Source organism: Wolbachia endosymbiont (group A) of Volucella inflata, from assembly GCF_947250665.1.
GTDB lineage: Bacteria > Pseudomonadota > Alphaproteobacteria > Rickettsiales > Anaplasmataceae > Wolbachia > Wolbachia pipientis.
The window spans coordinates 1,219,948-1,235,026 of the sequence record NZ_OX366338.1; the positions used below are offsets into that span (position 1 = coordinate 1,219,948).

The following is a 15,079-nucleotide window of genomic DNA, read 5'->3' on the forward strand; positions in this document are numbered from 1 at the left end:
GAGATGTCTGGAAAAAATTGCTTGAATATACTAAACAAGAGCCTGATTTAGAAGTTGCTATAATCGACGGTACGATCATCCGAGGCCATCCATGTTCATCTGGATATACAAAAAACTCCAAGGATCAAGAAGCTTTAGGGAGGAGCAAAGGTGGCTTTACAACTAAAATACATGCGCTTGTCGATGCACTTGGAAATCCACTTAAATTTACTCTGACTCCTGGTCAAAGAAATGAAATTACGCAGGCACAAGTGTTGACCGAAAGTATCTATAACTCTACTGTAGTAGCTGACAAGGGCTACGATAGCAATGCCTTTGTTACAAGTCTTGAAGACAAGGGATGTACAGTAGTTATTCCGCCAAAACGGAATCGAAAAGTGCAAAGGTATTACGATGAGCATATCTACAAAGAACGTCATTTGATTGAGTGTTTTTTTGGTAAAATTAAAAATTTTAGGCGCATTTTTTCCAGATTTGATAAAACTGCTGAGGTTTTTATGGGTTTTCTCAATTTTGTTGGAGCTCTTGTATGGCTTCTCTAAAATTTTGTCCACAGAGCCTAGACATCGGGGATAATGTATGTCTCACATTTTAGAGAGTGGCAACCTCTAGGATGCAAGCATGAGATAAAAGCAGGTAACACTAAACCTTATAGTGAATCCCTGCAAACAGAGTTAGATATGGTTACGAGAGGAACCAATGCCTGAATTGTCGTAACGAACGATATGCGAAATAAGGTTGGTTAACGCATAGACCAAAAGGTACGGAGAAAGTGGATAATTAGAACTTGACTGGTCTGATTAAGATGTTTCCCATCTCCCGGCAAAAAGTTGGAACCTAAGTCTAACATGAAACAATTTCATGGAACGGAGTAACATTATAGATGCTCTTATTCTTTAAGCAGGGAGCCACCCGTATGCACCTATAATGAGGGATTGTCTAAGAAGCCAAGGCCTAAAATAATGTTTAGGATATGCTGACGTGGACACTGTAATTTGGAAGGTAAAGTTGTGAGTAGTGGTTAATATGTTATGAGCCAACATTAAGTGTTAGGTATGAATGAATACGACTTCTCTAGTAATATAGAGAATGCTGTATTTAAGCTATAAAAACAAATTTACCAAGCTTTGAAATGTTAATTACATGGAGAAGTATGTATGACAAACACCAAGTTAGAGAGAAGCCGGATGTGGTGAAAGTCACAAGTCCGGTTTTGAAGTCGAGTGGGGAGAGGTGACTTTCTCCACTTAGATAACTGTGTCTGGGCACTGGATGCGTTTGAAGCAACTTATAAGATTTTTGATTATATATCATCAAGTATAGCGTGATTAACTTCGACTTTATACTTTGATTCCAGATAGCTAATTAATTGCTCTTTTAGCGATATCATCACACGTTTTCCGGTGTCAAGCGTGTTTAATTTGCCATTTGATGAATGCATTTCTTTTAGAACACCTATTATAATTTCATTATTGTATTGAATAGGATCTGTCACTGAACCAGTTGTTTTCATATTGAAAATCTCTTCTACAAAAGAAAAGGGGTAGTTTTGTTGATCCACTTTATTGCGGTGCATCTGCTGACCTTTAACTAATTCCACACCTTGAATTTCTTCCAAATCTGTTTTTTCTCTTAGTTGAACTGCAACCTCTTGTCCGAATTTAAACATTCTTTCTTTTATAAACTCACTACGCCAAAGCTCTACCGCTAATGCCTTGCCTTCTTCAAAACTTTGCAATTTGGGTGGAACGATATCGACGATTTTTACACTAACAACAGCGTCCCCAACGCCCTTAAAATAACCTTTCTGATCCTTTTCTCGCGAAAAAATGAAAGAAATCAAATCACCAGAATCTCCTACGTTATTACCGCTTTGATCTTTTCCACTCGCATCTACTGGACCAATAGTTTGTATAGGTAAATTATATTCACTCAATATTTCTTCAATTTCTGAACCATTGTATATCTTATAGTTCACTTGGTTTATGAAATCATTGACTCTTTCAAAAGACTTTTGGTTAGTTAGAACTGACTTTATGTCTTTTTTTAAATCAACTAAGTCTTCATCAGAGATTTGATGCGCACTTTCCACTTTTACTATGTGCCAACCAAAACTGCTTGCTAAAACTTCACTTACTTCACCTACTTTGAGAGCAAATACTTTCTCTCTCACGTCTTCTGGTAAAAAATCCTTAGTTATATTATTTACTCTAGTTTCCTCAAGTTTTGCTTTGCCAAACTCTTCTACTATCTGTTCAAAGCTTGTTTTACCCTCCTCAAATGCTCTTCTTGCTGTCTCAGCTTCTTCTTTGGTAGAAAATATTGCATTGAATATATCTCTTTGATCTTTAAGTTCTTGTTGTTCTATTATACCATCAACTTCTTCATCTGAGATCTTGATTTGATCTTCAAAATACTTTTGGCCTAGGGAAATATATTGCGCAGTTCGATACTCAGGATAATAAAAATGGGATTTATTTCTTTCGTACAAATCAAGTAAGGCTTGATCATCTGGTTCAGGAATGTTTGTAACTGCATCTTCAGTTATTTTAACAATATCAACTACTCTAGTTTGGTAGCGACTTTTGTATATCCGCTCATCAATTTTCTCGCCAAAAGTTACTGGATAATTATCTTTAAATAATGAAGTCATGAACATCATTGCAGGCAGGACTTTCTCTAGCTTTGCTATATACTCTTTCTCTGTCATATGCAGGTCATTTAGCGTTTCATAGAATTTATTTTTGTCAAATTCACCTTTATCATTTTGAAAGTATTTGGTGTTTTTAATATGGTTTTTTATAGATTCTTCTCCAACTGTCAACCCCAGCTCACTAGTTAGGTTAAACAATAGTTTTTGCTCTATAAGTGCGTTAAGCAAATCATATTTCAGCTTTTTTACTTGTTCTCTACTCGCATCAGATCCAGAAATTTGCTTTTCATAATTTTGATATAGTGATTTATACTCATCTGACGTTATAACTTCTTTTCCAACCCTAGCTACCTCTTCTTTTTCATCATCACCTGATAAAAGGTTGCCAATTCCCATGAAGATTAACAAGCAAGCTAAAAGGACAACGGTTACTTTAGTGAAAAAATTTTTAATATTCATTTTAAACCCAGTTAATTAATGATTAATTATAGAATAGTGATAATTTAATGCTTGTAAACCTGTTGCTTTATTAGCTAATATATATAATATTACAATATATTAACTTAAAATTTAACTCTCTAATCTTAAATAGGAACATATGTTTAACTGAGTTATACTATACCTTAGGAAGGGGAAATATTTTGTTTGAAATATGCTTAAAGGTAAGCGCATTTAATTAACTTAAGAGGTGGGAAGTGACAAACAAAAAGTTATTGAATGACAAAATTAATGCTTTTTTAGTTTTAATAGCTTATATTTTAGCTCTGTATAACAGTAAGGGATACTTTAAATGGGAGATGCTTTTTTGATGTCAATGGAATCTTCTAAGGGCAATAACGATAGAAATAAACAGTTTCTAATGCAAATAGCTGCTTGGTTAGTAGACAACACTGGTTTAACTTTTAATCAAATAGCACAATGCTGTAGGTTGGCCCTTGAAGAAGTACAAGACATAGCTGATGAGGAAATAGAAGTTGAAAAATATAACCCTATTATTTCTGGGGTAATTACTGAAAAAGAAATCGATGATTGCAAAAAAAATTCAAACCGTGTACCAAATTTGATTATAAAAAATATAAAAAAAAGGAGTAAAGCGATTGGTAGCATTTTTGGCTTTACCTCTACGGCAAGGCGTAGAGATAAACCTGATGCGATTTATTATTTAGTAAAAAAATTTCCTATCTTGGACAATAACGTTATAGCTAAATTAATTAGTACAACAAATTACACAGTTGAGCAGGTAAGAGATGGATCTCATCATAACATGCAAAATATAAAACCCCAAGATCCTGTACTACTCGGCTTATGTAGTCAAGAAAATTTAGAAGCAGAAGTGGAAAAAGCAAAAGTAGAAGAGGAGAAGCAAGAAAGGTTAAAAAAATATAAAGAATAGCTATTGAAAATCCTCAAATTTTTGTGCTTTGTTAACATTAAATTAACTTGACTTGCTAGTGTTTATTAGTATAATGTAAGTAAAGTACGGGGTTTAATGATAATTAAGCTTAATACGCACCGAAACTAACTCAGCCTAATTTATTATCTTATAGTCACATTTTAGGTTAGTAAGCATCAATTAAAATTTTTGGAGGATTATGACAACAATCAATGAAGATGTTTTTGCAAAAGGAAAGGTTACAGCTCAACCTGAAAAAAGTGAGCAAATTTACAATAATGATACAGTAAAACAGATGGTCAATGAAGGTACTGAGAAAAACAGAAAAACATTAGATCTGAGCGAATTAAAAGAGAAAACAGCAGAAGAATTGTTAGAGTTAGCTGAAGAAAGAAAAATTTCAACTAACGGTAAAAGCAATGGTAGAATGCTAAAGCAGGAAATAATATTCAGCTTAATGAAAAAAATGAGTGAAGAAGGAGGCATAACCACAGGGAGTGGAATAGTGGAAATATTGCCTGATGGTTTTGGTTTCTTACGTTCAGCAAGTGCAAATTATGCCCCAAGTACCGATGATGTTTATATTTCTAACGGGCAAATAAAGAAGTTTATTTTACGTACAGGAGATATGGCATATGGAGAAATAAGGCCACCTGGTGATAAAGAGAGATATTTTACTTTAACTAAGGTTCAAAGTATAAACTCTACTGAAGTAAGTGAATTAAGAAAGTACGTCCATTTTGATAATTTGCTTCCTCTTTATCCTGAGGAAAGCATAGTACTTGAGTGTAATAATGGTGATGATAAAAAAGGCTTAAGCATGCGTGCTATAGATATAGTAGCTCCTCTTGGAAAAGGGCAAAGAGCGTTAGTAGTTGCTCCACCTCGCACAGGAAAAACTGTATTGCTTCAGCAAATGGCTAACTCTATAGCTATAAATCACCCTGAAGTAGAATTAATAGTGTTACTTATAGATGAAAGACCTGAAGAAGTAACAGATATGATACGTTCTGTAAAAGGTGAGGTAGTAAGTTCTACGTTCGATGAGCCTGCTTACCGTCACGTACAGCTTGCTGAAATAGTAATAGAAAAAGCTAAAAGAATGGTTGAGCATAAAAAAGATGTGGTAATTCTACTTGACAATATTACTAGACTTGCACGTGCTTATAATGCGGTTATTCCTTCGTCTGGGAAAGTTCTAACTGGTGGTGTAGATTCAAACGCACTGCAGAGACCAAAACGCTTTTTTGGAGCAGCTCGTAATATTGAGAATGGGGGTTCTTTAACTATAATCGCCACAGCTCTTATAGAAACTGGCTCAAAAATGGATGAAGTTATTTTTGAAGAGTTTAAAGGTACAGGAAATGCTGAGATCATACTTGATAGAAAACTTTCTGATAAACGTATATTTCCAGCTATTGATATTACAAAATCCGGAACAAGGAAGGAAGAGCTATTAGTTGATAAGGCTATACTAAATAAAATATGGGTGGTGCGTAGGATACTCAATCCTATGGGACCCGTTGAAGCAATGGAATTTTTACGTGACAAACTACTTTTAACAAAGAGCAATGCTGACTTTTTTAACTCCATGAATCACTAAAAGTAAGCCAGTTATGATGGATATGCTGAGCAAAAAGTAAAACGCTCTTATAGCTAAAATAATTTGGATTTACCAAAATATATTTATAGTTAAGTTGGCAATTTACCTTAAGTTAGCGCGTGACACTGGAATGACACCCTTGGTGGCAGACAGCTAAAGGAAAATATCAACTAGGTTTATAATCTATCACTACCGTGTTTGCAATTTTGTCGTGAAAAGCTTGTTTATGTTCATCACCTACTGCACATACTAAAACTAAGATTAGTATAGCTAAAAGTAAAATAGGATTATAAAGCGATATGCAGTAAATTAAGAAAAAAGCGATGGTTCTTTTTATTGCTTGTATTAGAGTGATCTGCTCAAGTGTATCTTTGTCTTTTACACGCATGCTAAATAACAAGTGTCCTGGAGTGCCGCCAAATTTTACTAGCATGAATATATGAAATATACATGGTATCATTAAAAATAAAGAAAATACAATCGTGGTGATTACAATTATTGCACCCATGATCCCTTGTATTGCGTGTGTAAGTGAGAAACCCACCACCATTAAACCAAATGGTATTGCGATAAATAAAATACAATCAACTATAAATGCTAGAGTACGTCTTGTCATCGTTGAGTAGTTTACTTTTTTATCCATGTACTACCTATAAAGAAAAATATCAACTAGATTTATAGTCTATCACTACTGTTTTTGCAATTTTATCGTAAAAAGTCTGTTTGCGTTGATCAAATACTGCAAACAAAAATAAAATTAGCACAATTAAAAGATATAGAAAAGTATAACCATGATAATGCAGATGAAGCAAAAAGCGAAAAATAATCCAGATGCTTCCCTTAGAAATACATCTTATTGTTGCTTGCATAAGGGTAACATTTGTAAATGTATTAGCATCTTTAATATGCATACCACACAATAGTTTTCCTGGGGTACCACCAAGTTTTGTTACCATTAATATTTTGGATATTGTTAGTACTAATGTTGCGACTACTGTAGAAACTATAAATGGTATTTCTGTTGCTAGTTGTGCAAGTTCCTGAAAAGAGTCTTTATCTTGATCTTGTAATGATACGATGAATACACCATAGATAAAACCGAAGATAAAATGAGGGGAAAATATGATGAGGTCAAGTATTTCTGCTACAATACGCCTTGTAAATCCTACATAATTTACTTTAACATTTATTTCAGTATTCATAACCCCACCTATATTTCATAATATCATCATATAATATAAAAATACGTTATTAAATAACCGTAAATATACTAACTTGGGTAATATTAGCTACTTGTGCCATTCTATTATTTAAATTAATATTAAATCATTTATAACTAGGGAAGTTATGTCAACACCAATCACAGTTGCATATGGCGACGGTATCGGACCAGAAATCATGGAAGCGGTGCTGTCGATATTGCGCGAAGCAGAAGCGGAAATCTCAATAGATATTATTGAAATAGGGGAGCGTGTTTACAGTAAAGAATGGTCTCACGGAATTTCTCCAAGTGGTTGGGAATCAATTGAAAGGACAAAAATATTATTAAAATCTCCGACAACAACTCCTCAAGGTAAAGGCCACAAAAGCTTAAACGTTGCACTCAGAAAAAATCTAGGGTTGTATGCAAATATCAGACCATGCATTTCATATCATCCTGTTATAGAAAATAAATTCGATAAGTTTGATATCGTAGTGATACGCGAAAATGAAGAGGACGTTTACACCGGAATAGAGCATAGGCTCACTGGTGACTCTTACCAATGCACTAAAATTATTACTAAGTCTGGCTCAGAGAAGATATGCAGGTACGCTTTTGAATACGCGAAAAAACACAACAGAAAAAAAGTAACTTGCCTGACTAAAGATAACATCATGAAAATGACTGACGGAACTTTCCATGCCGCGTTTGATCGCATTGCAAAGGAATACCCAGATATAAAGGCAGAACATTATATAGTTGATATTGGAATGGCGCGTGTTGCAACAGAACCGGAGAATTTTGATGTTATAGTAACCGAGAACTTATATGGCGACATATTATCAGATATAGTCGCACAAACCTCTGGATCTGTGGGGCTTGCCGGAAGTAGCAACATCGGGAATGAATACGCAATGTTTGAAGCAGTGCACGGTTCTGCCCCTGATATTGCAGGAAAAAACATAGCCAATCCTTCTGGTCTTTTAAATGCTGCAGTGCATATGCTAATTTACATAGGTCAAGTGGGTACTGCAAAACTAATCTACGATGCATGGCTCAAGACTTTGGAGGATGGAATACACACTGCCGATTTATATAAGGAGAAAAGAAGTAAACAGAAAGTTGGTACCAAAGAATTTGCAGAAGCTGTTATAGATAATCTAGGAAAGAAACCTGCTGAGCTTATAATTGGCAGTAGTTCGGATAGTAAAATAAATAAAGTACAAGATAATTACGAACAAGATTACAAAGTTAAAAAGCTAGTGGGTAGTGATATAACTCTCGCTTGGGACAAATCCAGTAATGTTGATCAAATAGTAGGATTATTTGAATCAAGTAATCTGCAAATGATAGCAATATACTCAAAAGGACTTGCGATTTGGCCAGGAAACTCAAAACCTTCAAGTGACCAAATAACCTGTAGGTTTATCGCAAATAATGAAAAGCAAGCTATTACAAATAGTGATGTAAATAACTTGCTAATCAAACTCGAAGAACACAATTTTGACGTGGTGAGAATGGACAAATTGTATTTGTATGATGGGAAAGAGGGGTTCTTCGTTTAAATATTTAAAAGAGGTGTGGTAAATGAAATGGACTCAAAAAAAGTAGAACTAATATTTGAAAAGTTTCAACAATCAAATCCTGCGCCAAAAATAGAGCTAAATTATACCAATCATTTTACGTTACTGGTTGCGATAGTTTTATCAGCGCGGACAACTGATGTAAGCGTTAATAAAATTACAAGAGAACTATTTAATATCGCTGATACGCCAGAAAAAATGCTGAGCTTTGGGCAGAGTGAGCTGAAAAAATGCATAAGCAGTATTGGTTTATATAATTCCAAAGCAAAAAATATAATCGGGCTTAGTAAAATATTGGTAGAACGATACGACAGCAAAGTGCCTACTGATTTCGATGATTTGGTGTCTTTGCCGGGAGTGGGGAGAAAGAGCGCTAATGTGTTCTTAAATTCGGGGCTTGGCATTCCAACATTGGCAGTTGATACTCACGTTTTTAGAGTGAGCAATAGAATCGGGCTTGTGAAAGAAAAAGATGTGTTTAAAACAGAACAATCTCTTTTAAATGTGGTTCCCAAAAAATACCTGCTTTATGCTCATCATTGGCTAGTTTTGCATGGTAGATATGTTTGCAAAGCACAGAAACCTTCGTGTGAAACGTGCATAATTCATGATTTATGTGAATTTGAGTGCAAAAGGTATAAAGTCTAGTATTTCTTTTTTTGTCATCCAAGTAGCTATAGAAACGAAAAAACTTACTTGACACATTTTGCTGGAATGATACAAGTTATTATTCAAACAACAGTTATGCAAGAGATCTGATTACATCTAAGCTAACAATGGACCACTAGATATATTACTAATCACGTTGACCTGATTTAATATTTTATTAGTGGGATTGAAATAATTTTCTATAAATTCCTTATATATAGCTGTTAACTTGTGTATATCGTCTACTAATACGCATTCATTTGTCTGATGTGCGGTTTTGTTGATTATACCAAATTCAATCACTGGACAAACATCTTTGATAAACGCAGCGTCAGATGTGCCACCACTTGTGCTAAGTATAGCATCAATGTTGGTAACCTTACTTATTGCATCAAGCATAATATCAGTATTTCTATCGGGAGTAGAGAGGAAAACGTCCCTGCTGCTATGCACAGAAAGTTTATAATCGCTAGTTACACTGGAGCATATTTCATCAATCAGCTTATATAAGCCACCCGGTGTTTGTTCATTGTTATATCGAATGTTAAAACGTGTAGTTGCTGAGCCAGGTATTAGATTGCTAGTATTATTTCCAACATCAATAGTAGTAACTTCGCAATGTGAAGGCTGAAAATATTTATTACCATGATCAAAAGTAGTATTTTTTACCTTACTCAATATCGATATTACCTTATATATTGGATTATCTGCTAGGTCTGGGTAGGCAACGTGCCCTTGTTTTCCATGGCAAATTAATTCAAATGTTACAGAACCTCTTCTGCCTATTTTTATGGTATCACCTAATTTCTCACTACTGGTTGGTTCGCCAACCACACAAAAATCTATCTTTTTCTGCTTATTTTTCATCCATTCCAAAACTGCCTTTGTTCCATATTCTTCCATGCTTTCTTCAGCACTGGTAATCAATGCACTTATCGAACCATTAAATTGAAACTTCTCTGCAATCAAATTTACCATAGCAGCAATAAATGCAGCTACTCCGCTTTTCATATCAGCGGCCCCTCTTCCATATAGCATTCCATCCCTCACTTCTGGATTAAATGGACCAAATGCCCAATCTTTTAACTGACCCGGTGGTACAACATCAACGTGCCCAGCAAAGCACAAATTTGGTACTCCATTTATATATTTCGCATAAAGATTTTTAACTTTATCACCAAATTCTAAAATCTCACAATCAAAGCCGCTCTTCTTGAAGATTGTTGCTATATACTCTATTGCCCCGCTGTCTTCTGGTGTTATACTCTCAAAAGAGATCAATTTCCTAGTTAGCTCTACAGGGTCAATTTTCATGTCAATCTTAAAATACTTATACTGCTATATTGTAAACACTCTATGCACTATTTAAAACAAATATTACATCAAACCGAACAAACTTTTCTAAGGGAAGTAATAACAGATTACTACCTTGCTGATGATATCTATGAAATATGCACACGACACGGAAATGACGTCTTTCTAGTTGCAGATAAAAATACAGCAAAACTTTTAAACAAAAACGTACTTAATAAAATTCCTAACTTAATTATTCCAGCTCCACCTGTCATTCCAGCGCGTGACACTGGAATCCATAAGTTGTTTTCCTGGATCCCAGTGTCAGCTACTTGCATGACACCAAGCAGAGCTGCCTCTCTTGAAACCGTAAATCTAGTTAGAAACAAAGCAAAAGACAGTGACTTAATAGTTGCATTTGGTAGCGGCACTGTTAACGATATCTGCAAATATGCAAGCTACCTCGAGAAAAAAGATTATATATCGTTCCCAACAGCCGCTTCTATGAATGGATATACCTCTGCAAATGCTTCAATATTAGTAAATGGATATAAAAAATCGTTCAAAGCACATCTTCCAAGAGCAGTATATATAGATATAGACATACTTGCCAATGCACCACTGCGTCTCACATTAAGCGGATTTGCAGATTTCATTTGTCGTTCAACAGTTCAGGCTGACTGGCTACTATCTCATTTGTTGCTTGGCACAGAATACAATGAATTACCTTTTACACTTGTTCGCGATTTGGAGCAAATTTTGCTAAGAGAGTATACGGCGCTTACTAAAAGAAGTAGAAAAGTGGTCCTATTACTTATGGAAGTTCTACTAATTTCAGGACTTGGAATGGTAATATCAAAAGGCAGCTATTCTGCAAGCCAAGGAGAGCATATGATAGCTCACGCAATGGAAATGGTAACAAGAGATCATTCCTTACTACATGGCGAAAAAATTGCTGTTACGACGATTACCATGGCTAATTTGCAGGAAAAGATATTATCAATACAAAACCCGATTATCAAACCGACCACTTTAGATGTAAAACATATAACTCAGTGCTTTGATAATATCGAATTTGTAAGAACTTTTGAACAGAAGCAAATTATGCAGCAAAAAATCCAAGAGATTATTTGTAAAGAATGGCATAATATTTCCAGTTTAATTAAGCAAAATTTACTACCTGCAAAACACCTGCAAAAAATATTTGAAGATCTATCAATTCCACACTTACCAGAGCACCTCAGTTGGAATAAAGAACAATATTGTAAAGTGGTCGATCTTGCGTTTACAACAAGAGATAGATTCACCTTTCTTGACTTAGCTAACTGCATAGAAGAAAGTTAAGTTTTGTAGTGAAATTCTGTCATTTAAAGAGATCATAGGCCAAAAGCTAAACCCTTTTCACAATCTCTTATCCATTGTCTCCTCACCTGGGTGGATATACAACTCATTCCAAGTAACTAACACTGGGTTTCACCAATAGCACTGCTTTGCTAAACATAGTTTAGTTCGAGTGGCTGAGGAGGGACTTGAACCCCCGACCAAGAGATTATGATCCTCCTGCTCTATCAACTGAGCTACTCAGCCTAATTAAAAACCTTATTATACACACGATCTATATGTTTCGTATAATACTTCAAATCAAACAAAGATTCAAGTTTTTCCGAGTTAATAACCTTAAGTAAGGGTTTATCTTGTTTCAATTCGGCCAGAAAATCACTGTTGTTTTGTTTCACTTTCATTGCATTGCTCTGAACAATTTTATACGCCTCTTCCCTCGCCAAACCACTATTTACTAACTCAAGCAATACACGCTGTGAGAAAACTAAACCTTTTGAAGAATTTAAGTTCTTTTCAATGTTTTCCTTATTGATCACCAATTTATCTATCAAATCTGTTAATCGCACTAAAGCAAAATCCATTGTTATACAAGCATCAGGAGCAATGCATCTTTCCACAGACGAGTGTGATATATCACGTTCGTGCCACAATGCAACATTTTCTAACGCAGGAAAAACATAACTGCGTATTAAACGTGAGAGTCCAGTCAGATTTTCACTTAAAATAGGATTACATTTGTGTGGCATAGCAGAGCTTCCCTTCTGCCCAGTGGAAAAATGCTCAGAAATTTCGCCGATTTCAGTTCTTTGCAAATGACGAATTTCAACAGCAACATTTTCTATTGAGCTTGCAATCACTCCCAAAACCGAAAAGAACATGGCATGTCTATCACGAGGAATGACTTGAGACGATATGGTTTCAGGTATGAGTCCCATTTCTTTCGCTACATACTCTTCAACAAACGGATCAACATTTGCAAAATTACCTACTGCACCTGATATTTTACAAATTGAGATCTCTTTTTGCGCGCTAATTAATCTCTGATAATTGCGTTTAAATTCAGCATAAAATCTAGCAAATTTTAATCCAAGAGTTGTTGGTTCTGCATGCATTCCATGACTGCGCCCAACACAAACAATATCTTTATAATCCTCAGCTTTTTTTTTCAATGCTGCAAGTAAATTTTTTAGATTCTCGAGTAAAATATCACATGACTCTTTCAACTGCACCGCAAGGCATGTATCCAAAACATCAGAACTTGTCATTCCATAATGAAGATAACGAACATCAACTCCCGCTTTTTTAGCAATATATGTCAGAAAAGCTATAACATCGTGTTTTACAATGGATTCAATTTCGTTGATACATTCAACATCAAATTCAATAGCACCAGAGAGGTTCTCAGCAATATTATTCGGAATCACTCCTAACTTTGCTTGAGCTTCACACGCTAATTTTTCTATTTTAAGCCATATATTAAATTTATTATTTTCCTCCCAAATGGAAGACATTTCTTTTCTGCTATAGCGGGGAATCATTTTTGATTTATTCCAATAATGGTGTCATTCCAGTGCGTGACACTGGAATCCAGATATAAAAGTATTTGCAAATTATTCAATGGACAACGGATTCTAGAAGCATAAAATAATGTCCATGATGAAATAAACTGGATCCCAGTGTCACGCATTGGGATGACACCAGCTTAGCCATGGCAGACATTTCTTTACGACTATAACAAGGGATCATCTTTGATCAGCTATCATCACCATCAGTAGCTTCTTTATTCGCATCTTGCTCTGCTTCTTGTTGCTCAGACTTCTGATTTTGCAATTTTACTTGCCTTAGCTCATTTGCATCTGTTTCGGATTTCACGACGTATATAGTAATTGGTACTACTACTTCACTATGTAATTCTACGTTTACTTGGTATTCACCCAAGTTTTTGATGCTTACTCCACCAAAAGATAAACTACGGTGATCTATCACATGTCCTTCTTGTAGTAAAATTTTCGCAATTTCACGTGTTGTTACAGAACCAAAAATTTTACCATCCTCTGAAGCTTGCTTTATCAATACCACAAACTTATCATGTAGTGACAATGCAAGCTCTTTTGCTACATTTAATCTTTTTATATTCTCTTCTTCCAGTAATAAACGTTGCTCCTCTAGCTTTGTTAAATTTTCCTTGGTAGCTTTCACCGCTTTTCTTTGTGGAAAAAGAAAATTACGTGCATAACCTGGTTTAACTTTGACAACTTCACCAAGCTTACCTAAAGTCCTTATATTTTCCTTTAAAATTATCAACATAAATTACCTAAACTTTTTTAGTACAGTAAGGAATAAGAGCTAAAAAACGTGCCCTTATGATCGCTAAGCGTAACTTCCTTTGTTTTTTTGCACATACGCCTGTTAATCTTCTAGGTAATATCCTACCATAGTCAGAGGTAAACTTGGATAATAAATCTGTATTCTTATAATCTATGTCTTCATCTTTAGACGCAGCAAGAGGGCAAACTTTAGAACGCCTAAAGCCAGTCCTGTTATTTACAGATACGTAAGAATTATTAAAACTATTTCGTCTTTTCATCATTATGCGCTTTGCTCCTCAATTTGTTTATTCATCATATAAGATTTACCTTCAAAAAATTTATCAACTCGCACAGACAAGTGGCGAATAACGTTCTCATTAAGTTTCATTCTACGCACAAATTCATCCAAAATGCTTGCAGTAGAACTTATGCACATTATACAATAATGACCGCTCTTCATTTTATTTTTGTGATATGCAAAATCCAAAAGACCCCAATGTTCATACTTGATTAATCCTGATGCTTCAATGTTTTTCAAAAGCATTTCCAACGCTTTGCTCGATTGAGTTGGACCGTTTATTCTAAAATCTTTCAAAATATCTTGAAAAATCTTTATTAGATGTTCTGAAATATTTCTCTTCAAAGCATTTACTGCGTTATGGATAAACGCACTTTTAGTACTGCCTCCTAGAAATTTTGTAAAATCTTGCGTTATTCCTAAATCTTTTAGGTCATCTTTCAACTCTTTATCGATTTTTGACTTCACTTCTTTCAAATTTGAAAGATCTTCTTCCAATTCAACCCATAAAATTTTTGTAAGATCTTCCAAGAAATCAGAGTAAGCAACTAGACCTTCTTTAATGTTTTCAGCACGCACTTCTACCTCTTGTGTTGTAAGCTTGTCATTTCCTTTTTTCAGAATATCCCTGATTTGCTGGAACATAACATCTGCTTTAATATTTTTCAATGAAACAGCTAGCTCTTGGACCATCTCCTCTACTTCTTGCTGTAATAATCCTTGTTGTGTTATAAAAGTAAATTCATAAAGATTCACT

At 34.8% G+C, this 15,079-nt stretch carries 14 protein-coding genes and 1 tRNA gene; 6 read left to right on the forward strand and 9 right to left on the reverse strand.

Annotated features, from left to right (window positions below; all coding sequences use genetic code 11):
* Positions 1-17 precede the first annotated feature (17 nt).
* Complete coding sequence (locus OOK85_RS06270; RefSeq protein ID WP_406719978.1) at positions 18-542, forward strand: IS5 family transposase; 525 nt, start codon at positions 18-20, stop codon at positions 540-542.
* Positions 543-1,303: 761 nt separating this feature from the next.
* Here the strand turns inward: OOK85_RS06270 and OOK85_RS06275 are convergent.
* A complete protein-coding gene (locus OOK85_RS06275) occupies positions 1,304-3,112 on the reverse strand; it encodes a peptidylprolyl isomerase (protein ID WP_264702814.1) in 1,809 nt (602 codons plus the stop codon).
* Positions 3,113-3,443: 331 nt separating this feature from the next.
* Between OOK85_RS06275 and OOK85_RS06280 the strand changes: the two genes are divergently transcribed.
* The gene (locus OOK85_RS06280; protein ID WP_319803666.1) at positions 3,444-4,046 is read left to right on the forward strand and encodes a cell cycle transcriptional regulator TrcR; all 603 of its coding nucleotides are present in this window, start codon (positions 3,444-3,446) and stop codon (positions 4,044-4,046) included.
* 199 nt (positions 4,047-4,245) lie between these two features.
* The gene (gene rho, locus OOK85_RS06285) at positions 4,246-5,649 is read left to right on the forward strand and encodes a transcription termination factor Rho (protein WP_264702818.1); all 1,404 of its coding nucleotides are present in this window, start codon (positions 4,246-4,248) and stop codon (positions 5,647-5,649) included.
* 166 nt (positions 5,650-5,815) lie between these two features.
* On the opposite strand, the gene OOK85_RS06290 is transcribed toward rho, so the two are convergent.
* The gene (locus OOK85_RS06290; protein ID WP_264702820.1) at positions 5,816-6,292 is read right to left on the reverse strand and encodes an RDD family protein; all 477 of its coding nucleotides are present in this window, start codon (positions 6,290-6,292) and stop codon (positions 5,816-5,818) included.
* Between the two features lie 22 nt (positions 6,293-6,314).
* On the reverse strand, positions 6,315-6,851 hold the full coding sequence (locus OOK85_RS06295; RefSeq protein ID WP_006279799.1) for an RDD family protein: 537 nt from the start codon (positions 6,849-6,851) through the stop codon (positions 6,315-6,317).
* A gap of 145 nt (positions 6,852-6,996) precedes the next feature.
* Here OOK85_RS06295 and icd point away from each other — a divergent pair, with 145 nt between their 5' ends.
* Positions 6,997-8,415 (forward strand): isocitrate dehydrogenase, encoded by a 1,419-nt coding sequence (icd, locus tag OOK85_RS06300; protein WP_264702824.1) that lies wholly within the window; start codon positions 6,997-6,999, stop codon positions 8,413-8,415.
* 27 nt (positions 8,416-8,442) lie between these two features.
* Positions 8,443-9,081: an endonuclease III gene (gene nth, locus OOK85_RS06305; protein WP_182319529.1), complete on the forward strand. Its 639-nt coding sequence runs from the start codon at positions 8,443-8,445 to the stop codon at positions 9,079-9,081.
* Positions 9,082-9,198: 117 nt separating this feature from the next.
* Here nth and dapE read toward each other — a convergent pair whose 3' ends face one another.
* A complete protein-coding gene (gene dapE, locus OOK85_RS06310) occupies positions 9,199-10,395 on the reverse strand; it encodes a succinyl-diaminopimelate desuccinylase (protein ID WP_264702826.1) in 1,197 nt (398 codons plus the stop codon).
* Between the two features lie 42 nt (positions 10,396-10,437).
* On the opposite strand from dapE, the gene OOK85_RS06315 reads away from it, so the two are divergent.
* Positions 10,438-11,718, forward strand: coding sequence for an iron-containing alcohol dehydrogenase (locus OOK85_RS06315; RefSeq protein WP_006279794.1), 1,281 nt, complete (start codon positions 10,438-10,440; stop codon positions 11,716-11,718).
* A 170-nt stretch (positions 11,719-11,888) separates the two neighbouring features.
* On the opposite strand, the gene OOK85_RS06320 is transcribed toward OOK85_RS06315, so the two are convergent.
* The 5 genes from OOK85_RS06320 to rpsF form a co-directional block, all read right to left on the reverse strand.
* Positions 11,889-11,961, reverse strand: a tRNA-Met gene (locus OOK85_RS06320).
* Positions 11,961-13,253, reverse strand: a complete 1,293-nt coding sequence (gene purB / locus OOK85_RS06325; protein WP_264702830.1) for an adenylosuccinate lyase — start codon at positions 13,251-13,253, stop codon at positions 11,961-11,963. Before purB ends, OOK85_RS06320 begins: the two co-directional genes overlap by 1 nt.
* Positions 13,254-13,467: 214 nt before the next feature.
* Positions 13,468-14,022 (reverse strand): 50S ribosomal protein L9, encoded by a 555-nt coding sequence (rplI, locus tag OOK85_RS06330; RefSeq protein WP_006279792.1) that lies wholly within the window; start codon positions 14,020-14,022, stop codon positions 13,468-13,470.
* 7 nt (positions 14,023-14,029) lie between these two features.
* Entirely contained in the window at positions 14,030-14,305 is a 276-nt protein-coding gene (gene rpsR, locus OOK85_RS06335; protein ID WP_264702838.1) for a 30S ribosomal protein S18, read from the reverse strand.
* Positions 14,305-15,078: a 30S ribosomal protein S6 gene (gene rpsF, locus OOK85_RS06340; protein ID WP_264702840.1), complete on the reverse strand. Its 774-nt coding sequence runs from the start codon at positions 15,076-15,078 to the stop codon at positions 14,305-14,307. Before rpsF ends, rpsR begins: the two co-directional genes overlap by 1 nt.
* Between the last annotated feature and the right edge of the window lies 1 nt (position 15,079).